Source organism: Bacillus sp. GZB, assembly GCF_001975995.1.
Taxonomy (GTDB): domain Bacteria; phylum Bacillota; class Bacilli; order Bacillales; family Bacillaceae; genus Bacillus; species Bacillus velezensis.
On the sequence record NZ_MTQG01000017.1, the window covers coordinates 314,819 to 338,438 of the forward strand.

General features: G+C 46.9%; 26 protein-coding genes and 1 other annotated feature. Of the genes, 21 read left to right on the plus strand and 5 right to left on the minus strand.

The genetic code is table 11. The annotated features are described in order from the left end of the window. Positions 1-26: 26 nt before the first annotated feature. The 8 genes from cymR (at position 27) to BXO87_RS12610 (ending at position 6,792) form a co-directional block, all read left to right on the plus strand. A complete protein-coding gene (cymR, locus tag BXO87_RS12575; protein ID WP_003152730.1) occupies positions 27-443 on the plus strand; it encodes a cysteine metabolism transcriptional regulator CymR in 417 nt (138 codons plus the stop codon). Positions 444-461: 18 nt separating this feature from the next. After that, a complete protein-coding gene (locus BXO87_RS12580; RefSeq protein WP_038459347.1) occupies positions 462-1,601 on the plus strand; it encodes a cysteine desulfurase family protein in 1,140 nt (379 codons plus the stop codon). Between the two features lie 36 nt (positions 1,602-1,637). Then, on the plus strand, positions 1,638-2,753 hold the full coding sequence (gene mnmA, locus BXO87_RS12585; RefSeq protein WP_038459345.1) for a tRNA 2-thiouridine(34) synthase MnmA: 1,116 nt from the start codon (positions 1,638-1,640) through the stop codon (positions 2,751-2,753). An 87-nt stretch (positions 2,754-2,840) separates the two neighbouring features. Then, complete coding sequence (locus BXO87_RS12590) at positions 2,841-3,461, plus strand: tetratricopeptide repeat protein (protein WP_088461189.1); 621 nt, start codon at positions 2,841-2,843, stop codon at positions 3,459-3,461. A gap of 18 nt (positions 3,462-3,479) precedes the next feature. Next, positions 3,480-5,858 carry an SF1B family DNA helicase RecD2 gene (gene recD2 / locus BXO87_RS12595; protein ID WP_007408204.1) on the plus strand — a complete coding sequence of 793 codons (2,379 nt, stop codon included), beginning with the start codon at positions 3,480-3,482 and terminating at the stop codon, positions 5,856-5,858. Positions 5,859-5,976: 118 nt separating this feature from the next. Further along, entirely contained in the window at positions 5,977-6,435 is a 459-nt protein-coding gene (locus BXO87_RS12600) for a PRC-barrel domain-containing protein (RefSeq protein WP_025649674.1), read from the plus strand. Between the two features lie 12 nt (positions 6,436-6,447). Beyond that, positions 6,448-6,639, plus strand: coding sequence for a hypothetical protein (locus tag BXO87_RS12605; RefSeq protein WP_003152738.1), 192 nt, complete (start codon positions 6,448-6,450; stop codon positions 6,637-6,639). A 21-nt stretch (positions 6,640-6,660) separates the two neighbouring features. Next, a complete protein-coding gene (locus BXO87_RS12610; RefSeq protein WP_003152741.1) occupies positions 6,661-6,792 on the plus strand; it encodes a YrzQ family protein in 132 nt (43 codons plus the stop codon). Positions 6,793-6,827: 35 nt separating this feature from the next. Here BXO87_RS12610 and BXO87_RS12615 read toward each other — a convergent pair whose 3' ends face one another. The 4 genes from BXO87_RS12615 to BXO87_RS12630 are packed head-to-tail and all read right to left on the minus strand — an operon-like array spanning position 6,828 to position 9,786. Further along, a complete protein-coding gene (locus BXO87_RS12615; RefSeq protein ID WP_015417903.1) occupies positions 6,828-7,484 on the minus strand; it encodes an amino acid ABC transporter permease in 657 nt (218 codons plus the stop codon). Positions 7,485-7,502: 18 nt separating this feature from the next. Beyond that, entirely contained in the window at positions 7,503-8,153 is a 651-nt protein-coding gene (locus BXO87_RS12620; RefSeq protein ID WP_038459340.1) for an amino acid ABC transporter permease, read from the minus strand. A gap of 56 nt (positions 8,154-8,209) precedes the next feature. After that, a complete protein-coding gene (locus tag BXO87_RS12625; protein WP_007408208.1) occupies positions 8,210-9,037 on the minus strand; it encodes a transporter substrate-binding domain-containing protein in 828 nt (275 codons plus the stop codon). 20 nt (positions 9,038-9,057) lie between these two features. Continuing rightward, entirely contained in the window at positions 9,058-9,786 is a 729-nt protein-coding gene (locus tag BXO87_RS12630; RefSeq protein WP_038459338.1) for an amino acid ABC transporter ATP-binding protein, read from the minus strand. 219 nt (positions 9,787-10,005) lie between these two features. On the opposite strand from BXO87_RS12630, the gene BXO87_RS12635 reads away from it, so the two are divergent. From BXO87_RS12635 to BXO87_RS12695, 13 genes are all read left to right on the plus strand, one after another. After that, positions 10,006-11,067 carry an AI-2E family transporter gene (locus BXO87_RS12635; protein ID WP_007612803.1) on the plus strand — a complete coding sequence of 354 codons (1,062 nt, stop codon included), beginning with the start codon at positions 10,006-10,008 and terminating at the stop codon, positions 11,065-11,067. A gap of 43 nt (positions 11,068-11,110) precedes the next feature. Next, positions 11,111-11,318 (plus strand) — a binding site (T-box leader). Positions 11,319-11,398: 80 nt separating this feature from the next. Next, on the plus strand, positions 11,399-14,035 hold the full coding sequence (alaS, locus tag BXO87_RS12640; protein WP_038459336.1) for an alanine--tRNA ligase: 2,637 nt from the start codon (positions 11,399-11,401) through the stop codon (positions 14,033-14,035). Positions 14,036-14,119: 84 nt separating this feature from the next. Then, the gene (locus BXO87_RS12645) at positions 14,120-14,386 is read left to right on the plus strand and encodes an IreB family regulatory phosphoprotein (protein WP_012118070.1); all 267 of its coding nucleotides are present in this window, start codon (positions 14,120-14,122) and stop codon (positions 14,384-14,386) included. A gap of 8 nt (positions 14,387-14,394) precedes the next feature. Next, positions 14,395-14,811: a Holliday junction resolvase RuvX gene (gene ruvX / locus BXO87_RS12650; RefSeq protein ID WP_003152750.1), complete on the plus strand. Its 417-nt coding sequence runs from the start codon at positions 14,395-14,397 to the stop codon at positions 14,809-14,811. Positions 14,812-14,824: 13 nt separating this feature from the next. Next, the gene (locus tag BXO87_RS12655) at positions 14,825-15,106 is read left to right on the plus strand and encodes a DUF1292 domain-containing protein (protein ID WP_003152751.1); all 282 of its coding nucleotides are present in this window, start codon (positions 14,825-14,827) and stop codon (positions 15,104-15,106) included. A gap of 110 nt (positions 15,107-15,216) precedes the next feature. Beyond that, a complete protein-coding gene (mltG, locus tag BXO87_RS12660) occupies positions 15,217-16,308 on the plus strand; it encodes an endolytic transglycosylase MltG (RefSeq protein WP_038459334.1) in 1,092 nt (363 codons plus the stop codon). A gap of 151 nt (positions 16,309-16,459) precedes the next feature. Next, a complete protein-coding gene (locus BXO87_RS12665; RefSeq protein WP_007612793.1) occupies positions 16,460-17,113 on the plus strand; it encodes an O-methyltransferase in 654 nt (217 codons plus the stop codon). A 6-nt stretch (positions 17,114-17,119) separates the two neighbouring features. Then, positions 17,120-18,049: a peptidase U32 family protein gene (locus BXO87_RS12670; RefSeq protein ID WP_038459330.1), complete on the plus strand. Its 930-nt coding sequence runs from the start codon at positions 17,120-17,122 to the stop codon at positions 18,047-18,049. A gap of 17 nt (positions 18,050-18,066) precedes the next feature. After that, positions 18,067-19,335: a peptidase U32 family protein gene (locus BXO87_RS12675; RefSeq protein ID WP_007612788.1), complete on the plus strand. Its 1,269-nt coding sequence runs from the start codon at positions 18,067-18,069 to the stop codon at positions 19,333-19,335. 6 nt (positions 19,336-19,341) lie between these two features. Then, a complete protein-coding gene (gene udk, locus BXO87_RS12680) occupies positions 19,342-19,977 on the plus strand; it encodes a uridine kinase (RefSeq protein ID WP_003152763.1) in 636 nt (211 codons plus the stop codon). Between the two features lie 253 nt (positions 19,978-20,230). Further along, complete coding sequence (greA, locus tag BXO87_RS12685; RefSeq protein ID WP_003152766.1) at positions 20,231-20,704, plus strand: transcription elongation factor GreA; 474 nt, start codon at positions 20,231-20,233, stop codon at positions 20,702-20,704. A 53-nt stretch (positions 20,705-20,757) separates the two neighbouring features. Next, a complete protein-coding gene (locus BXO87_RS12690) occupies positions 20,758-22,512 on the plus strand; it encodes a peptidoglycan D,D-transpeptidase FtsI family protein (RefSeq protein WP_038459327.1) in 1,755 nt (584 codons plus the stop codon). A gap of 63 nt (positions 22,513-22,575) precedes the next feature. Beyond that, positions 22,576-23,292, plus strand: coding sequence for a YrrS family protein (locus BXO87_RS12695; RefSeq protein ID WP_038459326.1), 717 nt, complete (start codon positions 22,576-22,578; stop codon positions 23,290-23,292). A gap of 39 nt (positions 23,293-23,331) precedes the next feature. Here BXO87_RS12695 and BXO87_RS12700 read toward each other — a convergent pair whose 3' ends face one another. Continuing rightward, the gene (locus BXO87_RS12700) at positions 23,332-23,535 is read right to left on the minus strand and encodes a YrzA family protein (RefSeq protein WP_003152771.1); all 204 of its coding nucleotides are present in this window, start codon (positions 23,533-23,535) and stop codon (positions 23,332-23,334) included. Between the last annotated feature and the right edge of the window lie 85 nt (positions 23,536-23,620).

A 23,620-nucleotide genomic window follows, 5' to 3' on the forward strand; every position in this document is an offset into this window, starting at 1 on the left:
AATTAGAATTGACTGGGGTGTTCATATTGAAAATATCGACAAAGGGAAGATACGGGCTCACCATTATGATTGAATTGGCGAAAAAGCACGGAGACGGTCCGACGTCGCTCAAAAGCATCGCCCAAACAAACAGCCTTTCTGAGCATTACTTGGAACAGCTTGTATCACCGCTCAGAAACGCCGGACTCGTAAAAAGCATCAGAGGCGCTTACGGGGGTTACGTGCTCGGGGGCCAGCCTGAAGAGATAACGGCCGGAGATATTATCAGAGTGCTGGAAGGGCCGATCAGCCCGGTAGAAGTGCTTGAGGATGAAGAGCCTGCCAAGCGGGAGTTATGGATCCGCATCCGCGACGCTGTAAAAGACGTGCTGGACAGCACGACGTTAGAAGACCTTGCGAGCTACACGGACGGCGAGCAGGAAGCTTATATGTTCTATATTTAAACCAGAGGTGTACAGACAATGGAACGGATTTATTTAGATCATGCCGCGACTTCCCCGATGGATGAGCGTGTGCTCGAAGAGATGAAGCCCCATTTCTTCGGCAGTTTCGGCAACCCGTCAAGCATTCATTCATTCGGGAGAGAATCCCGGAAATGGGTCGATGAAGCGAGAGCGGACATCGCGCGCGAAATCAGTGCGAAAGAACAGGAAATTATTTTCACAAGCGGCGGCACGGAGGCTGATAATTTAGCGATTTTCGGAACGGTTGCCGCCCGGAAGAATGAAGGAAAGCATATCATTACGACCGCTGTTGAGCACCATGCTGTGTTGCACGCCTGCGAAAAGCTGGAAGAAGACGGCTTTGAGGTGACATACCTCATCCCCGGCCCTTCAGGACGGATCAGTGCAAATCAGGTGAAAGAAGCGCTCCGTGATGATACAATCCTTGTTACCGTCATGTATGGCAATAACGAAGTCGGAACCATTCAGCCGATTGACGAAATCGGAGAGCTGTTAAGCGGGCATCAGGCCTATTTTCACACAGATGCCGTCCAGGCATTCGGTTATATGCCGATTGACGTGAAAAAAAGCAGAATTGACATGCTGTCTGTTTCCGGTCACAAGCTTAACGGGCCTAAAGGGACAGGCTTTTTATATGTAAATCAAGAGGTGAAGCTGTCACCGATTCTTCTCGGGGGAGAGCAGGAACGAAAGCGCCGCGCGGGAACGGAAAATGTACCGGGCATCGCCGGCTTAAAAGAAGCGGTCGTCCTTTCAAACCGTGAGAGGGAAGAGAAAACAGCGAAGTATAAGGAGTTTAAGAACATCATCATGAGTACGCTGGAAAAATCCGGCGTCACAGCGGAGGTGAACGGAGATGCCGAGAAATGCCTGCCTCATATTTTAAACCTTTACTTTCCCGGTGTGCCGGTGGAAGCGCTGCTGGTCAATCTTGACATGGAAGGCATTGCCGTCTCCAGCGGATCTGCTTGTACAGCGGGATCCGTTCTTCCGTCCCATGTGCTTACGGCCATGTTCGGAAGTGAGAGCGGCAGGCTGACTTCGTCAATCCGCCTCAGCTTCGGCCTCGGCAATACGGCGGAACAAATCGAAACAGCCGCCGAAAAGCTTGCCGCCGTCGTTAAACGGCTTGCTTAAAACGGCGGACTTACGTTTTTAATGGAGTGAATGCAAATGGAAAAACGGCCGGAGGATACAAGAGTCGTAGTCGGCATGTCCGGCGGCGTGGACTCTTCCGTGGCGGCCCTTCTGCTGAAGGAGCAGGGCTACGATGTAATCGGAATCTTTATGAAAAACTGGGATGATACGGACGAAAACGGTTTTTGCACGGCGACGGAAGATTATGAAGACGTCATCCGGGTCTGCAACCAGATCGGAATTCCGTATTATGCCGTCAATTTTGAAAAGCAATATTGGGAAAAGGTATTTCAATATTTCCTTGATGAATATAAAGCCGGAAGAACCCCCAATCCGGATGTCATGTGCAATAAAGAAATTAAGTTTAAGGCTTTCTTGGATCATGCTCTGTCACTCGGCGCGGATTATCTTGCGACGGGCCATTACGCCCGCGTGGACAGAAGCGCAGGTACAGTGCGCATGCTCCGCGGCCTGGATGAAAACAAGGACCAGACTTATTTTCTGAATCAGCTCAATCAGGAACAGCTCAGCAAAGTCATGTTCCCGATCGGTGATCTGCAAAAAAGCCGCGTGCGGGAAATCGCCAAAGAAGCGGAACTTGCGACAGCTGCGAAAAAAGACAGCACGGGAATCTGCTTTATCGGCGAACGCAACTTCAAAACGTTTCTCAGCCAATATCTCCCCGCTCAGCCGGGCGATATGATGACAATGGACGGAGAAGTAAAAGGGCGTCATGACGGTCTGATGTATTATACAATCGGACAGCGCCACGGTCTTGGAATTGGCGGAAGCGGCGAGCCGTGGTTCGCCGTCGGTAAAGATCTTGAAAAAAACATTCTGTATGTTGATCAAGGATTCCATAATCCGCTTCTGTATTCCGATAAGATCACGGCGACAAATGTCGGCTGGACGCGTCCCGGTCTGATGGACGGCGGCGAAATGACATGCACGGCGAAATTCCGCTACCGTCAGGAAGATCACAAAGTAACGGTGAAAATGACGGGTGATGATGAAGCGGAAGTCATTTTTGACGGGCAGGTACGCGCGGTTACGCCGGGACAAGCCGTCGTTTTTTATGACGGAGAAGAGTGCCTCGGCGGCGGAACGATAGACGACGTTTATAAAGACGGAACAAAACTGTGGTACGTATAACACATGTAAAAAACCTCAACTCGCATGTTGGGGTTTTTTAGCGAAAGGAAGTTAAAAATGGATTATAATAAAATCGGGATTGACGCCATGCAGGAGGGCGATTTTGAAAAAGCGGCAGAGGCTTTTACGAAAGCGATTGAGGAAAACGGGCAAGATCCGGTGCCGTATATCAACTTCGCAAATCTGCTTTCTTCTGTGAACGAACTCGAACGGGCGCTTGCATTCTATAACAGAGCGCTCGAATTGGACAATTCGGCGGCAGCCGCTTATTACGGTGCGGGAAACGTATATGTGATGAAAGAATCGTTTTCCGAAGCGAAGGATATGTTTGAAAAAGCGCTTCGCTCCGGAATGGAAAACGGAGATTTGTTTTATATGCTGGGGACCGTTCTCGTTAAATTAGAGCGGCCGAAGCTTGCACTGCCGTATTTGCAGCGTGCCGTTGAATTAAACGAAAATGACACGGAAGCACGCTTCCAGTTCGGAATGTGTCTCGCAAATGAAGAAATGCTGGATGAAGCTCTGGCGCAGTTTGAGACGGTGATCGAGCAGGACCCAAGCCACGCGGACGCATTCTATAATGCCGGAGTCGCTTACGCGTACAAAGAAAATCGTGAAAAGGCGCTTGAGATGCTGGAAGGCGCAATCGGCATACAGCCTGATCATATGCTTGCGCTTCATGCGAAACAGCTTATCACCCAGTCATAACAAAAGGAGGGAAGGCTCGTGGATCAGCTGAACATCGAAGAACAGCCGTATGTAAAAGGCGTCATTCATACGGTCATTTATCATAATGACACCAACCTGTATACAGTGCTGAAAGTCAAAGTTGCAGAAACGTCTGAGGCGATCGAAGACAAGGTCGTATCCGTAACGGGCTACTTCCCTCTGCTGCAAGAAGATGAGACCTACACATTTTACGGAAAAACCGCCACGCATCCTAAGTTCGGCCTGCAATTTCAGGCTGAACACTTTAAAAAAGAAATTCCGACCACAAAAGAAGGAATCATTCACTATTTATCAAGTGATCTGTTTGAAGGAATCGGAAAAAAAACGGCGGAAGAAATCGTCAAAAAGCTCGGAGACGGCGCGCTCAATAAAATTCTGACGGATGCGTCGGTGCTTTACGATGTGCCGAAAATGTCGAAAAAGAAAGCGGATAAGCTTGCCGGAGAGCTGCAGCGGCATCAGGGGCTTGAGCAGATTATGATCTCTCTGAACCAATACGGTTTCGGGCCCCAGCTATCAATGAAAATATATCAGGCCTACGAAACGGAAACCCTGGAGAAAATTCAGGAAAATCCTTATCAGCTTGTAAAAGACGTTGAAGGCATCGGCTTTGTGAAAGCTGACGAGCTGGGCGGAAAAATGGGTCTGTCAGGAAACCACCCGGAGCGGATCAAAGCGGCAATCTTATATACGATTGAATCGACCTGTCTTTCAGAAGGCCATACGTACATAGAGACAAAGCAGCTGATTATCAATACGCAAACGCTCCTGAATCAGTCAGCTGAAGGCGGCCGCGTCACGGAAATGGATGCGGCTGACGGCATCATCGCCCTCGGGGAGAGTAAGGATATCGTCATTGAAGGAGAGCGCTGCTATTTTCCGTCCTTGTTTTACGCCGAACAAAATGTCGCAAAACGCGTGCTCGACATTGCGGCTCAGACGGAGTATGCCGATCAATTTCCTGAATCGGAATTTCTGCTTGCACTCGGTGAACTGGAAGAACGGATGAATGTTCAATACGCACCAAGCCAAAAGGATGCCATTCAAAAAGCGCTGTCTTCACCGATGCTTTTACTGACCGGAGGACCTGGGACGGGGAAAACGACCGTTATTAAAGGAATCGTGGAATTATACAGTGAACTGCACGGAGTATCGCTTGACCCCGGTGATTATAAAAAAGACGAGGCGTTTCCGGTGCTGCTTGCCGCGCCGACGGGAAGAGCCGCAAAACGGATGAGCGAATCTACGGGTCTGCCGGCTGTTACGATTCACAGGCTGCTCGGCTGGAATGGCGCTGAAGGCTTTACCTACAATGAAGATCAGCCGATTGAAGGGAAACTGATCATTATAGACGAAGCGAGTATGCTCGATATCTGGCTCGCCAGCCATTTGTTTAAGGCGCTTCCTAAGCACATTCAGCTCATTGTCGTCGGTGATGAAGACCAGCTTCCTTCAGTAGGACCGGGGCAGGTGCTCAGAGACCTTTTAGCTTCTGAGGTGCTGCCGACCGTGCGCCTGACAGATATTTACCGTCAGGCTGAAGGATCATCCATTGTGGAACTTGCGCATGATATGAAAAAAGGACTGCTTCCAAAGGGGCTGACCGCGCCGACAAAGGACCGCTCATTTATCCGCTGTAATTCTTCACAGATTAAAGAAGTCGTGGATCAGGTCGTCTCGAACGCGTTAAAAAAGGGGTATACCTCCAGGGATATTCAAGTGCTTGCCCCGATGTACAGGGGAAAAGCGGGAATTAACGAGCTGAATATGCTTCTTCAAGACATCATGAATCCGCCGAAAGAAAAAAGGCGGGAGCTGAAATTCGGTGATGTCGTCTACAGGACGGGCGATAAAATATTACAGCTTGTCAACCAGCCGGAAAACAATGTGTTTAACGGCGATATCGGCGAAATCGTGTCCATTTTTTATGCCAAAGAAAATACGGAAAAAGAAGACATGGTCGTCGTCTCGTTTGACGGCAACGAAATCACCTTTACGAAAAAGGATTTCAGCCAGTTTACCCACGCTTACTGCTGTTCCATTCATAAGTCGCAGGGAAGCGAATTCCCGATTGTCGTCCTGCCTGTCGTCAAAGGCTACTATCGAATGCTCAGGAGAAATCTGCTTTATACCGCCATAACAAGAGCGAAAAAATTTCTGATTCTTTGCGGAGAAGAAGAAGCGCTTGAATGGGGCGTCAAAAACAATGATGCCACCGTCAGACAGACGTCGCTTAAAAACAGGCTCACAGAGCAGACTGAAGAGATGGATGCAGAACTGGCCGCCCTGCAAAAAGAGCTGCCGTTCAGTGTATATGATGCGAACATCGGAATGGAAGGCATCACGCCGTTTGACTTTATGGAAGAAAAAGCGTAAATAAAACCCGGAGCATAAACATGCGCCGGGTTTTCGCCTGTGGAAGTCATTTCAAAGTATGCTGCCCGGCTTCTTGGCAAAACCTATACGTGTTCAACAAAAGGTGGTTGATCACACTTTGAGAACATGCCATGCAGCTGAAGGACGAACAGTATATGACGAAAACACCGGGCGCAGTCTCGGGATGATATCGGATGTATGTTTCTCTCTGGACGGCCGGTTTCTCGGTTTCGTGCTGGAGCAGAAACGCCTGTTTCACAACCGCCATCTTTTTTTAGAGGCAAGTGATATAAAAGAGATGGAACAAGAAGCCGTAGCTGCCGGTCATGCTCATTTGCAGCCTTTGCCGAAGAGCTGTTTCACCTTTGAACAGATTAAGATGCAGCCGGTGAAATCGCCCGATGGTGAAATGTTCGGTTTGCTGGAAGATGTATACTTTTGTTTGGACAGGGGCATAATCGTAGCATATGAACTCTCGGACGGCTTCTTTTCAGATCTGGCTGGCAGACGCCAAGTGCGCCGCGCCGCCGATACGCTTATTGAAGCGGGGAAAGAAGGCATCGTCCTGAACGGATAAGAGGTGTAGTCTGTGCTTGTATGTCCGAACTGCAAAAGTAAAGATATCGGCAAAATCGGCGTAAACCAATACTATTGCTGGGGCTGCTTCATTGAGCTGACGGTGGCCAAAGGCAAAATTGCGACACATCAAGTAGAGGAAGACGGCACATTAAGCAGTCTTGATGATTTGTTTTCTGAAGACGAACGCAGTATCAATTTTTAAAGTTGAAAGGAGATACGCGCGATGGGCAGAACAATGACCTCTCTGTTGGCTTTAGGAGCTGGAGCCGTTATGTATCGTATGGCTTCTCAGTCCGATATGCTGAATAAAAAAGGTATGAAACGGATGAGAAGACGAGTCATGAAAATGTTTTAAGCAGAAAAAAGGATACTTCTCCGGAAGTATCCTTTTTACGTTTGTCTCGCTTCCAGCCGTCTGGCCGCGAGAGACAGGCTGTAATTGACCGCGAAATACATCAGGGCCGCCAGCAGAAAGATCGGGAAAAAATATCCCCCGTCAGCGCTTTGTCCGTTTAAAATCTGCGCGTTATGAATCAGTTCGGGCAGAGCGATGACGACCGCAAGTGACGTATCTTTTAATAAGGAGATAAACTGGCTCACAATCGGAGGAACCATACGCCTGAGCGCCTGCGGCATGACGACGAGAAAAAGAGTCTGCGTGTACGTCAGTCCTGAAGAACGCGCCGCTTCAATCTGTCCTTTGTCAACGGATTGCAAACCGCTTCTGATGATTTCTGACAGCATGGCCGATTCAAAAATCGTAAGCGCCGTGATGGCGGCCGCGGTAATTTCCAGTTTGATCCCGATTTCCGGAAGGGCAAAAAACGTAAAGAAAATGATTAATAACAGCGGCAGGTTGCGGATGGTTTCCACAATGGCCGCTATAATGCCCGAGACGATAGGGATTTTCGCATAGCGCAAAGTGCCGGCGGCAAGCCCGAAAATAAAACTCAGGACAATGGAGATCAGCGCAACATAAAGTGTGACCAAAAAGCCGTCCCATAAAAACAGCAGATGGTCAGGTGTATAGGCGCCGCTAAAATCCATGTTTTTCACTCTCCTTTTCTAATAACTCTTTCCGAGACGTCTTTCCAAATAGTGAACCCCGATGCTGAGCGGGATCGTTAATATCAAATAAAAAAGCGATACGAAAATATAGACATCAAACACGACAAGAGTGCTTGAGGAAACGAGATCCGCCTGATACATCAAATCGAGTCCCGCCACCACTCCGAGTATTGATGAGTTTTTGACAAGGTTGAGAAATTGGTTTCCGAGCGGCGGAATCACGATTTTTACGGCCTGAGGAAGAATGACGTATCTCATCGCCTGACTGTAGGTGAAGCCTGACGATCTGGCCGCTTCCATCTGCCCTTTGGAGACAGTCTGAATTCCGGCTCTGATGGCTTCTGCGATAAAGGCGGACGTATAAATCGTAAGCGCAATCGTTCCCGCCTGAAAGCCGTCCAGTCTCAGCCCGGCGTTCGGAAGTCCGAAATAAAAAACGAATGTGATGAGGAGAAGCGGGATGTTCCGGATAAATTCCACATACGCAGTGCCGATCCATTGAAGGGGTTTGAAAGCCGTGATTCTCATGACTGCGATCAGAACGCCCAGCGCAAAACTGCCTGCCAGCGCGACGAAGCTCGCAAGCAATGTGTGCAGGAAACCGTCCATATACATATCGAAGTTTTCCGTTAAAATTGAAAAGTTCATCTATGTCACTCCTTATAAAACGGGGATGAGCATAGCTGCTCATCCCGCGGTCCTTTCTATTTTGCCGGTTCTTCTTTAATCCATTTTTTATAGATTTTTTCGTACCTGCCGTCGGCTTTCATTTTTTTCAAAGAGGCGTTGATTTCCTTGATGAGTCCGGATTGGCCTTTTTTGACGGCGATTCCGTAAGGTTCATCGGTGAAGGTTTCGCCTGTCAGCTGATATTGTTTATTTTCATCTGCCATGCCGTATAAAATCGCATTATCGGTTGTGAGCGCATCTCCCTGTCCCGCTTTTAGCGCAGTGAACGCTTCGGCGTAATTTTCAAATTCCAGCACTGAGGCGTCAGGCGCTTTTTCTCTGATGTTTTGTGAGGAAGTAGAGCCTTTTACCGCCAATACTTTTGAGCCTTTTCCCAGGTCTTCGGTGCTTTTGATGCTGCTTCCTTTTTTGACGAGCAGGGATTGCCCGGCTTCAAAATAAACATCTGAGAAATCAACTTCTTTTTTCCGCTCATCCGTTATCGTCATCGTGGCGGTGATGGCATCGATATCGCCGTTTTGCAGCATCGGAATTCTCGTTTTTGACGTCACTTCTTTAAATTCCGCTTTCTTCTCATCCCCCAGAATATCTTTTGCGAGCTGTTTTGAGATATCAATATCGAAGCCTTCAATATCACCGGAGCTTGGGTTTTTCAGCCCGAATAACCTCGTGTCGGTTTTGACGCCGAAGATGATTTTGTCTCTGTCTTTAATAGAGGCTAACGTGTCTTTTCCCGTTCCTTTTGAATCCCCGGACGTTTCTTTCCCTCCGCAGGCTGCCAGCATAAAGACGGCCAGCAGTGATATCAATCCGAATGACAACCATTTTGTTACGCGTGACATAAGCGCTCCTCCGTTTCTTTTCAGTGATTTAAAATACGGCTTAAGAATAAACGCGCCCTCTCTTCACGGGGGCTTTCGTAAAATTCAGCCGGTGCAGCTTCTTCTAAGATGGCTCCGCCGTCGATAAACACGATGCGGTCCGCCACTTCTTTTGCGAATCCCATTTCATGTGTGACGACTGCCATGGTCATGCCTTCCTTTGCGAGTGTTTTCATGACATCCAGCACTTCCCCGATCATTTCCGGATCAAGCGCGGATGTGGGTTCATCAAACAGCATAATTTCGGGCTTCATCGCAAGCCCCCTGGCGATGGCGACACGCTGCTGCTGGCCGCCAGAAAGCTGTGAAGGATAAGCGTCCGCTTTTTCCGGTATACCGACTTTTTTCAAATAGTATAAGGCCGTTTCTTTTGCTTCTTCTTTTGATTGCTTAAGCACTTTGATCGGTGCGAGCATGATGTTTTGCAGAACGGTTTTGTGCGGGTACAGATGAAAATGCTGAAACACCATGCCGATATTGCGGCGGACCTTATTTATATCCGTTTTCTTGTCATGGATGGAGACGCCGTTTACCGTTAAGGCGCCTCCATCAACTGTTTCCAGCTGATTAATGCAGCGGAGAAGCGTGCTTTTTCCCGATCCTGAAGGTCCGATGATAACGACGACTTCCCCTTTTTTAATGTGCAGATTAATGTTTTTCAGCACGTGGAAATGTCCGTAGTGCTTATTTACATCCCGAAATGAAATCATGGCCATCCTCCTTAAAAAACATGAGTCATATTGACTGGACAGTTTTTGAAATCCTTTAACACATTACGATGGTTATACAGATTTTTATGAATATTATTTAGATTATTTCGTAATTTCTGATAATTATTTCCGTCAAGAGGTCTGCGTCATAAGGCGGAGTTTATGAAACGGGAATAATTCCGGCTTTCTGTCAAAAGATAAAGCAAGAGGTGAAACGTCATGCTTCAAAAACCGCTGCAGCTCTTAATGTGGACGGCTGTATGTCTGCTCGTTTTGTTAACAGTGTATGTCTTTTGCATGCTCGATATGTTATGGTCTCCCATTTGGCTTGTTATAAAATCTCTCTTTATTCCTATATTCATCGCAGTATTTATTGCTTATCTTTTACTTCCGATTACTGAATGGCTTCATAGAAAAGGGATGCCTAGAACTTTAAGCCTGCTTCTGATTTATTGCCTGTTTTTCGGCGGAATCGGCTGGGGGGTTTATAAAGGGGTTCCTGTTTTAATTGAACAGCTGCAGGATCTGTCTGAGAGCATTCCCGGTCTTGCCAAAAACTACAACAGTATGCTGAAGCATCTGCATAATCACACGGATCATTGGCCTGACGGCATGCACCATCGGATGGACAAAATGATTCAGCAGACAGAAACGTTTCTTGCCGGCACGATTGAAAGCACGATCAGAAGCATCCGTTTCGTGCTTGATTATATCCTGATCGCGGCGACGATTCCTTTTCTCGTGTTCTATATGGTGAAGGATATAGACGTCATGAAAAAGACAGTCTGGTATTTGACGCCGAAGTCCTGGAGGAAAAGGGGGAGTGAATTTCTGCGGGATGTGGACGACTCTCTCGGTGATTACATCCGCGGTCAGCTTCTCGTTTGTTTTTTGCTCGGGCTAATAGCCGGCGTTTCATTTTGGCTGTTCGGGCTTCCTTACCCGCTGATTTTGGGTCTTGCCATCGGGATTACGAATGTCATCCCGTATTTCGGTCCGTTTATCGGCGCTGTACCGGCGCTGCTCCTTTCGCTGGCGATTTCTGCTAAAGCTGTGATCATCGTAATCGTCACCATTTTTATTCTGCAATTTATAGAAGGAAACATTTTGAGCCCGCTTATTGTCGGGCGCAGTCTCAGAATGCACCCCGTCGTGATCATGCTGGCGCTCCTTGCCGGGGGAGAGCTCGCGGGCATTCCCGGCATGATTCTCGCTGTACCGGCGGCAGCCGTTTTAAAAGTGACGGCCATACACTTTTTGCGGATCAGGACGGAACATTGACATTCGGGTTCTGCTTGTCTATAATTTCGAGTAGAATACATACGAATCTCGAGTGACGGATATGAGTACGCCGAAGCCCTGTTTAAGAGAGAAGCTCCGATACGCTGAAAGGAGCTTCAGCAGAAGATCGGCGGAAGCTAATCCTGAGTGCAGTTAAAGGCTGCCGCAGTCCTGCGTTACGGGATGAAAGGTGACAGGCCTTTTTCGGCCTGTAATCAGGGTGGTACCGCGAGACAGCTCTCGTCCCTGTGTGAACGCATGGTTTGCATAGGGAGAGAGCTTTTTTGCTGTCGCAAAAGAGAATTTCGGGTAGTGATAAGGAGGAATATAGATGAAACACTTAACTTCTGCTGAAGTGCGTCAAATGTTTTTAGATTTCTTTAAAGAAAAAGGCCATGCCGTTGAACCGAGCGCCTCATTGGTTCCGCATGAAGATCCGTCTTTATTATGGATCAACAGCGGCGTTGCGACGCTGAAAAAATACTTTGACGGCCGCGTTGTGCCGGAGAATCCGAGAATTGTAAACGCGCAAAAATCAATCCGAACAAATGATATTGAAAATGTGGGGAAAACGGCGCGCCACCACACGTTCTTTGAGATGCTCGGAAACTTTTCCATCGGTGATTATTTTAAAGAAGAAGCCATCACGTGGGCATGGGAGTTTTTAACGAGCGAAAAGTGGATCGGCTTTGATTCGGAGCTGCTGTCTGTAACGGTTCACCCTGAGGATGAAGAAGCTTATACGCTATGGGCGGAAAAAATCGGCGTTCCGGAAGAAAGAATCATTCGTCTGGAAGGGAACTTCTGGGATATCGGTGAAGGCCCGAGCGGACCGAATACGGAAATTTTCTATGACCGCGGCGAGAAATACGGCAATGACCCGTCAGATTCTGAATTGTATCCGGGCGGCGAAAATGATCGTTATCTTGAAGTATGGAACCTGGTATTCTCAGAGTTCAACCACAACCCGGACGGCACGTACACACCGCTTCCGAAGAAAAACATTGATACGGGCATGGGGCTTGAACGGATGGTCTCCGTGATTCAGGACGTCCCGACAAACTTTGACACTGATTTGTTTATGCCGATTATTGAAGCAACAGAGCGCATTTCCGGAGATGCTTACGGAAAGGATGCAGTGAAGGATACGGCCTTTAAAGTGATCGCCGATCATATCAGAACGGTCGCATTTGCGGTAAGCGACGGAGCTCTGCCGTCAAATGAAGGGCGCGGGTATGTACTGAGACGCCTCTTGCGCCGGGCAGTGCGATACGCGAAAACCATCGGTATCAGCCGTCCGTTTATGTACGAGCTGGTACCGACTGTTGCAGGAATTATGGACGCTTTCTATCCGGAGGTGAAAGAAAAGCAAGAGTTTATCGCCAAAGTCATCAAAACGGAGGAAGAGCGATTCCACGAAACATTAAACGAAGGTCTGGCCATTTTATCCGACGTGATAAAGAAAGAGAAGGAAAAAGGCAGCGGCATCATCTCCGGAAAAGACGTATTCAAACTGTACGATACGTACGGATTCCCGGTTGAATTAACGGAGGAATACGCGGAAGATGAGCAAATGAAAGTTGACCATAAAGGCTTTGAAGCCGAAATGGAAAAACAGCGTGAACGGGCGAGAAATGCGCGCCAAGATGTAGGAAGCATGCAGGTTCAGGGCGGGGCATTGCGCGACATTACCGCAGAAAGCACATTTGTCGGCTACAGTGCCGTAAAAGCTGAAGCGAAGGTGATCGAGCTCCTTCATGACGGGCAATTAATCAGTGAGGCGCATGAAGGGGATACCGTCCAAATCCTTCTTGACAAAACGCCTTTCTATGCTGAAAGCGGCGGACAGATCGGTGACAGAGGAGTGCTGAGAAGCGAGCAGGCTGTCGTAACCATTAAAGACGTGAAAAAAGCTCCGAACGGTCAGCATGTACACGAAGGCACGGTGGCTAGCGGCACGATTCAAAAAGGCGCAAGCGTGACGGCTGAAGTTGAAGATCAAATGAGAAGCGGCGTGGTGAAAAACCATACGGCAACCCACCTTCTGCACCAGGCGCTGAAAGACGTTCTCGGCACACATGTCAACCAAGCGGGTTCACTCGTTACCGAAAATCGTCTGCGTTTTGACTTCTCTCATTTCGGTCAAGTGACGAAAGAAGAACTTGAACGCATTGAAGGAATCGTCAACGAAAAAATCTGGGAGAGCATTCCGGTAGCGATTGATTTGAAACCGATCAATGAAGCGAAAGAAATGGGCGCAATGGCCCTGTTCGGCGAGAAATACGGCGATATCGTCCGCGTCGTACAAGTCGGAGATTACAGCCTTGAGCTTTGCGGCGGATGCCATGTCACGAATACGGCAGAAATCGGTCTGTTTAAAATCGTATCCGAATCAGGGATCGGCGCAGGGACGCGAAGAATCGAAGCCGTAACAGGAAAAGGCGCTTATCAGGAAATGAACAGCCAGCTCAGCCTTCTGCAGCACGCCGCGGACGAGCTGAAATCAAACGTAAAAGACGTACCGAAGCGAATTCAGTCTCTTCAAGCAGAGCTGAAGGAAGCGCAAAGAGAAAATGAATCATTGCTCAGCAAACTTGGCAATGTGGAAGCCGGAGCCATTTTGTCTAAAGTAAAAGACATCGGCGGCGTAAAAGTGCTGGCTGAAAAAGTAAATGCGAAAGACATGAACCACCTTCGCACTATGGTGGATGATCTGAAAGCGAAGCTCGGTTCTGCGGTCATCATTCTCGGCGCCGTGCAAAACGAGAAAGTCAACCTTTCAGCAGGCGTGACGAAAGACCTGATCGAAAAAGGCCTTCACGCCGGCAAAATGGTCAAACAAGCGGCTGAAGTCTGCGGAGGCGGAGGCGGAGGCCGTCCGGACATGGCGCAGGCCGGCGGAAAGCAGCCTGAAAAATTGGAAGAGGCGCTCGCATCTGCGGAAGATTGGATAAAATCCGTTTTATAATCCTTTCAACTAGTGTAGAATGATGATAAGATGAGGACCTCAGGCTGAACTTTGCCTGCGAATTTGGGAAAGAGGTGCAAAACGGTGAGCTCGTTTGATAAAACGATGAAATTTAATTTCTCCGATGATTCTGCTGAAACAAACGTCGAAGAAGTGCTGAATACGGTATATGATGCGCTTCAGGAAAAGGGGTACAATCCTATCAACCAGATTGTCGGATACTTGCTGTCTGGAGATCCTGCATACATTCCTAGGCATCGCGACGCCCGGAACTTAATTCGCAAACTGGAACGTGACGAATTAATCGAGGAATTGGTAAAATCCTATCTAGAACAGCATAAAGAGGCGTAAATACATTCATGAGAATATTGGGACTTGATCTTGGAACGAAAACACTCGGCGTAGCTTTAAGCGATGAAATGGGCTGGACCGCTCAGGGCATTGAGACGATAAAAATAAACGAGGCTGAAGGAGATTACGGTCTGGACCGTTTATCCGAGCTGATGAAAGACTATAATGTAGAGAAGATCGTGCTCGGTTTTCCGAAAAACATGAACGGGACGATCGGTCCGAGAGGCGAAGCCAGCCAAACATTTGCGAAACTGCTTGAAACAGCGTACAATGTCCCTGTTGTGCTGTGGGACGAGCGTCTGACGACGATGGCGGCTGAAAAAATGCTGATCGCGGCTGACGTCAGCAGGCAAAAACGAAAAAAAGTCATTGATAAAATGGCGGCTGTCATGATCCTTCAAGGATATCTGGACAGTTTAAACTAAGAGGTGAAAAGAAATGGAACACGGCGAAAAACACATTACAATTGTCGATGATCAAGGCAACGAACAGCTTTGCGAAGTGCTGTTCACATTTGAAAACGACACATTTAACAAATCTTACGTACTTTATTATCCGATTGATGCTCAAGACGATGATGAAATCGAAATTCACGCTTCAAGTTTCGAACCGAACGAAAACGGTGAAGACGGCGAACTGATGCCGATTGAAACCGATGAAGAGTGGGAAATGATCGAAGAAACGCTGAACACGTTTTTAGCGGAAGAAGACGAAGAATAAAATGAACGGAAAAAGCCGGAGCGCATATGCGCTTCGGCTTTTTTTTGTAATAAATTGCCGAATGCACATGAATCATGTAGTATAAGAGCTGTTGGGAGGAAAATACTTGTATGAATATCAATCAGACTAAAAATTCATTTCCGCGTAAAAACAAAAAAACGACGATAATACTGTCCTCCGTGATCGCTCTGCTTATCATCATTTGCGGTGCTTTTTTCTATGGAAAATCTCTGCTGTCCCCGGTTGACAAAGGCAGCAAAACGGCAGTCAATATTAATATTCCGAGCGGTTCTTCCGTTTCGGCAATCGCTGAAATTCTTGAGGATCAGCATGTCATCAAAAGCAAAAAAGCATTTCAGCTGTATGTGAAGTATAAAGGCGCTTCCGGATTTCAGGCGGGATTTTACCATCTGAATAAAGGAATGGATGCGGATGCGATTATCAAAAAACTGACCGCGGGATCAACGGGATATGCCTTTCAGATCTCCGTTCCTGAAGGAAAACAGCTTACACAGATTGCGGATGCGATCGCAAAAGAAACATCATATTCAAAAGAAGAGATCATGGCGAAACTGGATGACAAAACATTCATCGGCAAACTGAAAAAACAGTTTCCTGATACGATAACGGACGCGCTTTCAAACAAGAAGCTCAAGCATCCGCTCGAAGGCTATCTGTTTCCGGCCACATATCCGTTTAATGATCCGGATGCATCGCTTGACACGATTTTGACGGCAATGGTTCAGGAAACAAACACCCGTATCGAAACATATAAATCTGAACTTGAAAAAAAGAAACTTTCCGTCCATAACGCTCTGACGATGGCATCGCTTATTGAAGAAGAAGCCACCGCCAAAGCCGACCGTCACAAAATCGCCAGCGTTTTTTACAATAGGCTCGAAGAAAAAATGCCGCTGCAGACTGACCCGACGGTATTATATGCGGCCGGTAAGCATAAAAGCCGGGTCTACTACAAAGACCTGAAAATTGATTCTCCGTTTAATACGTATAAACATAAGGGGCTGCCGCCGGGACCGATTGCAAATGCCGGTGATTCATCATGGGAAGCGGCTCTCCGCCCTGACAAAACGGATTATCTTTATTTCCTTGCAAAATCAAACGGCGAGGTCGTTTTCACCAAAACATTAAAAGACCATAATAAAGCGAAGGAAAAGTATATTTCCAAAAAAGACAGCGAATAAAAGGAGGGCAAAAGCTCTCCTTTTATTCCATTCTGAAAGGTTTTATGATAAAATATATCGGGTTGTTTACTTATGGATAAAGAAGTGTCTTAAGAGAGTGTCCCCGCGGATTCGTCAGGGGCACTCCTTTTTAGAACGGAGGCTGTTTGCCGTGAATGATCGGTATGAACAAATAAACGAGTATATAAACGCGATGCTGAAGCCTCGGCCTGATAAAGTGAAAAAGCTTGAAGCCTATGCAAAAGAGCACCATGTTCCGATTATGGAAGAAGCGGGCATTGAAGTGCTGCTTCAAATGCTGTCGATTCAACAGGCGAAAAACATTTTGGAAATCGGAGCGGCAATCGGATATTCCGCCATACGGATGGCGCTTGAGCTTCCGGATGCGAATATTTACACGATTGAACGGGACGACAAACGCTATGAAGAAGCTGTGAACAATATAAAAGACTTTGAAATGGAAAACCGGATTCACGTAATGCACGGGGATGCGCTGGAACTTTCTGAGTCTGTCCGTGTCACGGCTCCTTATGATGCCATTTTTATCGACGCGGCCAAAGGCCAGTACACGAACTTTTTTGAGCTCTATGAACCGATGCTTGCGCCGGATGGAGTCATTTTTACGGACAATGTTCTGTTTAAAGGGCTGGTGGCACAAAATCACTCGGACATTGAGCCGAAAAGAAGACGGAAGCTTGTTGAAAAAATTGATCAATATAACCAATGGCTGATGGACCGGCCTGACTATCAAACGGTCATACTGCCGGTCGGAGACGGCATCGCCATCAGTAAAAAGAAGAGGTGAAGGATCATGAAAAAACCTGAACTTTTGGTGACTCCGACTTCTGTACAGGATATTCTTCCGCTCATTCAAGCGGGCGCAACGGCCCTGTTAGTCGGAGAACAGAGATACGGCCTGAGACTGGCCGGTGAATTTTCAAGAGAAGATATAAAAGAAGCCGTAAAAACAGCTCATCAGGAAGGCGCGAAAGTGTACGCCGCCGTCAATGCTATTTTTCACAACGAAAAAGTGGACGAGCTGAACGGCTATCTTGCCTTTTTGCAGGAGGCCGGCGTTGATGCGGCTGTTTTCGGTGATCCGGCCGTTTTAATGGCGGCGCGTGAAGCGGCTCCCGAGCTTAAACTGCACTGGAGCACGGAAACAACGGGAACCAACTACTATTCCTGCAATTACTGGGGACGCAAAGGCGCACGGCGGGCAGTACTGGCTAAGGAATTAAATATGGACAGCATCATTGACATAAAAGAAAACGCTGAAGTGGAAATTGAAATTCAAATCCACGGCATGACGTGCATGTTCCAATCGAAGCGTTCTTTAGTGGGCCATTACTTCGAATACCAGGGTAAAATCATGGACATCGAACAGAAGAAAAAAGAAGCGGGGATGTTTCTGCATGACAAGGAACGGGGCAATAAATACCCGATTTTTGAAGATGAAAACGGCACGCACATCATGAGCCCGAACGATGTGTGCATGATTGATGAATTAGAGGACCTGATGGACGCCGGCATCGATTCTTTCAAAATCGACGGAGTTTTGAAGTCTTCTGAATACTTAACTGAAGTGACCCGCATGTACAGAGAAGCAATCGATTTGTGCTTCGAAAGCCGAGAGACATACGAAGAGAAAAAAGAGAGCTGGATAGAGCGGATTGAAAGCATTCAGCCTGTGAACAGAAGCATCGACACAGGATTCTTCTTTAAAGAAACGGTCTATTAAAAAGGAGGGTGCAACGGATGACAGCCGTAAATCAAACCATTTCCAAAGTCGTAAACGGAAAACGCGTCATTACGAAAAAACCTGAACTCCTTGCTCCGGCAGGAAACCTTGAAAAATTAAAAATTGCCGTTCATTACGGAGCGGACGCGGTTTTTATCGGAGGACAGGAATACGGACTCCGCTCAAATGCGGATAACTTCTCAATAGAAGAAATCGCAGAGGGCGTAGAATTTGCCAAAAAATACGGGGCAAAAATATATGTGACAACAAACATTTTCGCCCATAATGAAAATATGGACGGTCTGGAAGAATACTTAAAAGCGTTGGGAGACGCAAAAGTTGCCGGAATTATCGTCGCTGATCCGCTGATTATTGAAACATGCCGGAGAGTGGCCCCGGACGTAGAAATTCACCTCAGCACACAGCAGTCCCTTTCCAACTGGAAAGCGGTGCAGTTCTGGAAAGAAGAAGGACTTGACCGCGTGGTGCTTGCCCGTGAAACGAGCGGACTGGAAATTAAAGAAATGAAGGAAAAGGTGGATATTGAAATTGAAACCTTTATCCACGGCGCCATGTGTATCGCTTATTCAGGCCGATGCGTGCTGAGCAATCACATGACAGCCCGGGATTCCAACCGCGGCGGCTGCTGTCAGTCCTGCCGCTGGGATTATGACCTGTATCAGACAGACGGTGCAAACGCGGTCGCGCTCTATGGCGAAGAAGACGCTCCGTTTGCGATGAGCCCGAAAGATTTAAAATTGATTGAATCCATTCCGCAAATGATCGAGATGGGCATCGACAGCCTGAAAATTGAAGGCCGGATGAAATCAATTCATTACGTTGCGACGGTTGTCAGCGTGTATCGCAAAGTCATCGACGCATACTGCGCTGATCCTGAAAACTTTGTCATTCAAAAAGAATGGCTGGATGAGCTGGACAAATGTGCAAACCGGGATACCGCGCCTGCTTTCTTTGAAGGCACGCCCGGGTATGAAGAGCAGATGTTCGGTGAACACGGAAAGAAAACAACATTTGATTTTGCCGGTCTCGTGCTCGCGTATAACGAGGAAACTCAAATGGTGACGCTCCAGCAGCGCAATTTCTTTAAACAAGGTGACGAAGTGGAATTTTTCGGTCCTGAAATCGACAATTTCACATTCACAATCGGCACTATTTGGGACGAAGACGGAAACGAGCTTGATGCTGCCCGCCATCCCCTGCAAATCGTTACATTTAAAGTAGACAAAAAGATTTATCCGAGCAACATGATGAGAAAGGGGAAGTAATCACCAATGGGTAAGAGTCCTGTAGTTATAGGCATCGCAGGAGGTTCCGGATCAGGAAAAACAAGCGTCACCCGTTCCATCTATGAGCAGTTTAAAGGACACTCGATTTTAATGATCCAGCAAGACCTTTATTATAAAGACCAAAGCCATCTTCCGTTTGAAGAAAGGCTGAACACAAACTATGATCACCCGCTCGCATTTGATAATGACTATTTAATCGAGCATATTCAAGAGCTTTTGAATTACCGGCCGATAGAAAAGCCGATTTATGATTATAAACTGCATACGCGTTCTGAGGAAACCATTCCGGTTGAGCCGAAGGATGTCATTATTCTGGAAGGCATTCTCGTTCTCGAAGATAAAAGGCTTCGCGACCTCATGGATATGAAACTTTATGTCGACACGGACGCGGATCTCCGTATCATCAGACGGATTATGAGAGATATTAACGAAAGAGGCCGTTCAATCGATTCTGTCATTGAGCAGTATGTGTCCGTCGTCAGACCGATGCACAATCAGTTTGTTGAACCGACGAAACGCTACGCGGACATCATTATTCCGGAAGGCGGGCAAAACCACGTCGCGATTGATCTGATGGTCACGAAGATTCAAACGATCCTTGAACAAAATGCAATTTTGTAATACCATAGCATAGACATAAATAACTCAGACCATATTATGTATAGGCTGGAAGGGAATGAGACAGTTCCCTTCTTTCCCTGTTTATAAACCGAAACATTTGCAGAAAACACATATTCAGTTTAAGATAAACAGTACCTATATGGGAGAGAAGAACGAGGACTGCCCTGTGTTCTCATTCTTGATTTTTTCGTTTATGCTCTCATACATAATCACACGTTATTGTTGAGGGACAACCACCAAGGAGTGAAGGAACATGGCACAAGAAAAAGTTTTTCCGATGACTCACGAAGGAAAACAAAAACTTGAACAAGAATTAGAGCAATTGAAAACGGTTAAACGTAAAGAAGTAGTAGAACGCATTAAAATCGCAAGAAGCTTCGGAGATCTGTCAGAGAACTCTGAGTATGATTCTGCAAAAGAAGAACAGGCATTTGTGGAAGGGCGCATCACGACGCTTGAAAACATGATCCGCAATGCGAAAATCATCGAGGACGACGGCGGTTCAAATGTAGTCGGTTTGGGAAAAACCGTATCATTTATCGAATTGCCGGACGGTGAAGAAGAATCTTACACGATTGTCGGAAGCGCTGAAGCTGATCCGTTTGAAGGGAAAATTTCAAACGACTCGCCAATCGCCAAAAGCCTGCTCGGCAGAAAAGTGGACGAAGAAGTGACAGTTCAGACGCCGGGCGGAGAAATGCTCGTGAAAATTGTGAAAATTTCATAAGATCCGTTTAACAATGAAACACCTCGTCCAAAATGTGGATGAGGTGTTTTTTTATGATCGTATCAAAAAGGCTGAAAGCGGCCGTGATTTGTTTTCTGCTCGTGTTTTTCTTTCTGCTTGCGAGGCTGGCTGAAATTCAGCTGTTTTTCACAGAATCTTTTTCAAAATCCAATATTAATCTGATTCAGGAGAGCGTCAAGCAGCGGACGGAAGAAGTCCTTATTTCAGACGGACGCGGCTCTTTTCTTGATCGGGACGGCAAAGAACTGACCGGAAAAAAGCAGCCTGCCGTCATACTGTTTCCCTTTCTCGTGACGCAGGATTGGCCGGTTGACCGGGTATCAGACATTCTCGGAATGAAACAGGGGGAGCTCAGGCAGCTGCTCACGGAAGCAAAAAAACCGGTGATCCTGAACAGCAGAAAAATAAAACATTTGACGAAACAATCCGTGTCAAATATCAATTCTTTGAAATATCCCGGCATTTACGGCGTATATATGAAAGACAGCAAAGAAACAAACATAGCCGCTCATCTGTTGGGCGCGACAAACCAGGACCCTGAGCTTTTGAAAAAGAAATACCCCGGCAGGAAGGAACTGCCGATCACGGCAAAAATCGGGACAAGCGGGATGGAGCGGACGTTTGATGAGTTTTTACTTGCGGATCAGGACACAAAACTCTTGTATCATGTCGACGGAAGGGGAAACCCTTTATTCGGAATGGACGTCAAATATACGGCTGAAGCAAACGCGTTTTATCCGCTGCAAGTCAAAACCTCCATCGACCGCAATATTCAAAAAGCAATGGAAGATGTATTGAAAGACCGCGGGTTAAAAAAGGGGGGAGCCGTCCTTTTAGACATTGAAAAAAGCAGTGTGCTCGGAATGGTATCAAAGCCTGACGCCGACATGTCAAAGCAGCAGACATTGCAAAATTACATGCTGACGCCGATTTATCCGGGATCAGTATTTAAAACGGTGATCGCCGCAGCCGCAATAGAACAAAACGAAGTGAAGCTGGGCACATCCTTTAACTGCAATCTCAACCTGTACGGAGAGCCGGGGGATGACAAAGGCACGCTCAGTTTTGGAGAAAGCTTTGCCCAAAGCTGCAATTATACGTTTACAAGTCTTGCGGAAAAATTGATCAAAAAAGATGATTCCGTTATTGAAAACATGGCGGAAAAACTCGGTCTCACCCAGCGGGCGGGCTGGGAAGGCAAGCTGTACCGGGAAGACCGATTCAGGCAGCTGTATAATGAAAAAAGCGGGGTCATTTGGGGAGATGACAAAGACAAAACCGTAAAAAAAGCCGTCGCACAGACGGCGATCGGGCAAAAAAACGTGAAAGTCACGCCTCTTGAAGTCGCCAATATGATGGCGGCGATCGCGCGCGGCGGTGAAAAAAAACAAGTCAAAATCGCGGACAAAATTGAATACAAAAACAAAACGACGATGGCGTCATTCAAAGATCAGCCGTTAAAAGGGGAAAACATCGACAAATATACGGCGCAGCAGCTTCAAAAAATTCTCAGAGAAGTCGTCACCTCACCGAAAGGAACCGGCCGAAGGTTTCAGGATCTGCCGTATGAGATAGCAGGCAAATCGGGAACGGCCCAGACGGGAATGTTCACAAAAGAAAAACAGACGCTTTACCACAAATGGTTTGCGGGATACTTTCCCGCGGACAAGCCGAAATACGCTCTCGTGGTGCTGCACATGGACACGCCGGGGGATAAGGCTCTGACAAATACAGTGTTTTATGATATTGTTAAAAAGGTACATGAAAATGAAATAAATCAGACATAGAACAACCGCTCAGCCCATGTTAAAATATATGCTGAGCAAGAGGGATAAAGGAGTGCAGAATGATTGAGCAATAAACAATCTCGTTTTGAAAACCGTGATAAGCGCAGAAAAGCAAATATGGTGCTTAACATTTTAATTGCTATCGTATCTATTCTTATTGTCGTCGTTGCCGTCAGCCTCTTCATCAACAGTCCGTCGGGCGACGTGAGCGAAAAAGCGGACACGAGCCAGAAGCAGGAAACACCTGCATCAGGCAAGACGAAGCAGACATCGGATGAAGACATAAAAGACAGCAAAAAAGATACGGCATCAGACGATGACAAAAAAGATAAACAAGATAAGGACACATCTGATTCATCTTCAGACTCTGACAGCAAAAAAGACGATAATTCATCGAAAAGTGATGACAGCAGCAAAAAAGACTCTGATTCAAGCGATCCTTTTAAAGGCGCAAAAATAACAGAGGGCGGCTCATCAAGCGATGTCGAGAAAACAATTGTTAACCCAAAATGGAAAGCGGTCGGCACAAAGCAGACGGGAGAACATGCGGCGACGTATGACTCAAGCTCTGAAGACTGGTCCGAAATGCTTGACGCCATCTCTTACGCAACGGGCGTGTCAAAAGATCATATGACAGTGCTGTGGCTCGGAAACAATGGAAGTCCGCAAGATGCGAAGGGTAAAGTTTTAGATAAAACGAACGGCAAAAAGTATCAGGTCACCATCACTTGGAAAGACAAAAAAGGCTGGAAGCCGACAAAAGTAGAAACCTTAAAATAACCGCAAAAAAGCAGCTGATTATTCAGCTGCTTTTTTCTGTCATACGTCAGCTGAAAAGTGCACCGACGCGCTGTAAAGGATTCTGCCGTCAACGGCCGTCACCTGATGGGATACGGAACGGACGCGAAGCATAATCGCCTGGTTGTTTTCAATCTGAACGTTTATTTTCTTTTCAAGCTCCTGCAAAGATGCCGCTTCGAAAAATTCTACTTTATCTTTGATTAAATCCAATTGAAAATTCATCAGTACAGATCCTCCTGATTTTTCTTCTGAGTCAATGAAAGTATAAGCCTTTCTGCCGTAATTGCGCAATAATCCCAGAGTATTT

Bases quoted from the DNA above. Each gene is read 5' to 3' on its own strand.
- BXO87_RS12655 (WP_003152751.1), top strand. From the start codon at position 14,825: ATGGAACACGGCGAAAAACACATTACAATTGTCGATGATCAAGGCAAC.
- alaS (WP_038459336.1), top strand. From the start codon at position 11,399: ATGAAACACTTAACTTCTGCTGAAGTGCGTCAAATGTTTTTAGATTTC.
- BXO87_RS12675 (WP_007612788.1), top strand. From the start codon at position 18,067: ATGACAGCCGTAAATCAAACCATTTCCAAAGTCGTAAACGGAAAACGC.
- BXO87_RS12620 (WP_038459340.1), bottom strand. From the start codon at position 8,153: ATGAACTTTTCAATTTTAACGGAAAACTTCGATATGTATATGGACGGT.
- ruvX (WP_003152750.1), top strand. From the start codon at position 14,395: ATGAGAATATTGGGACTTGATCTTGGAACGAAAACACTCGGCGTAGCT.
- BXO87_RS12700 (WP_003152771.1), bottom strand. From the start codon at position 23,535: ATGAATTTTCAATTGGATTTAATCAAAGATAAAGTAGAATTTTTCGAA.
- BXO87_RS12625 (WP_007408208.1), bottom strand. From the start codon at position 9,037: ATGTCACGCGTAACAAAATGGTTGTCATTCGGATTGATATCACTGCTG.
- udk (WP_003152763.1), top strand. From the start codon at position 19,342: ATGGGTAAGAGTCCTGTAGTTATAGGCATCGCAGGAGGTTCCGGATCA.
- BXO87_RS12630 (WP_038459338.1), bottom strand. From the start codon at position 9,786: ATGATTTCATTTCGGGATGTAAATAAGCACTACGGACATTTCCACGTG.
- BXO87_RS12580 (WP_038459347.1), top strand. From the start codon at position 462: ATGGAACGGATTTATTTAGATCATGCCGCGACTTCCCCGATGGATGAG.
- BXO87_RS12590 (WP_088461189.1), top strand. From the start codon at position 2,841: ATGCAGGAGGGCGATTTTGAAAAAGCGGCAGAGGCTTTTACGAAAGCG.
- BXO87_RS12615 (WP_015417903.1), bottom strand. From the start codon at position 7,484: ATGGATTTTAGCGGCGCCTATACACCTGACCATCTGCTGTTTTTATGG.
- BXO87_RS12670 (WP_038459330.1), top strand. From the start codon at position 17,120: ATGAAAAAACCTGAACTTTTGGTGACTCCGACTTCTGTACAGGATATT.
- BXO87_RS12635 (WP_007612803.1), top strand. From the start codon at position 10,006: ATGCTTCAAAAACCGCTGCAGCTCTTAATGTGGACGGCTGTATGTCTG.
- greA (WP_003152766.1), top strand. From the start codon at position 20,231: ATGGCACAAGAAAAAGTTTTTCCGATGACTCACGAAGGAAAACAAAAA.
- BXO87_RS12690 (WP_038459327.1), top strand. From the start codon at position 20,758: ATGATCGTATCAAAAAGGCTGAAAGCGGCCGTGATTTGTTTTCTGCTC.
- mltG (WP_038459334.1), top strand. From the start codon at position 15,217: ATGAATATCAATCAGACTAAAAATTCATTTCCGCGTAAAAACAAAAAA.
- mnmA (WP_038459345.1), top strand. From the start codon at position 1,638: ATGGAAAAACGGCCGGAGGATACAAGAGTCGTAGTCGGCATGTCCGGC.
- BXO87_RS12610 (WP_003152741.1), top strand. From the start codon at position 6,661: ATGGGCAGAACAATGACCTCTCTGTTGGCTTTAGGAGCTGGAGCCGTT.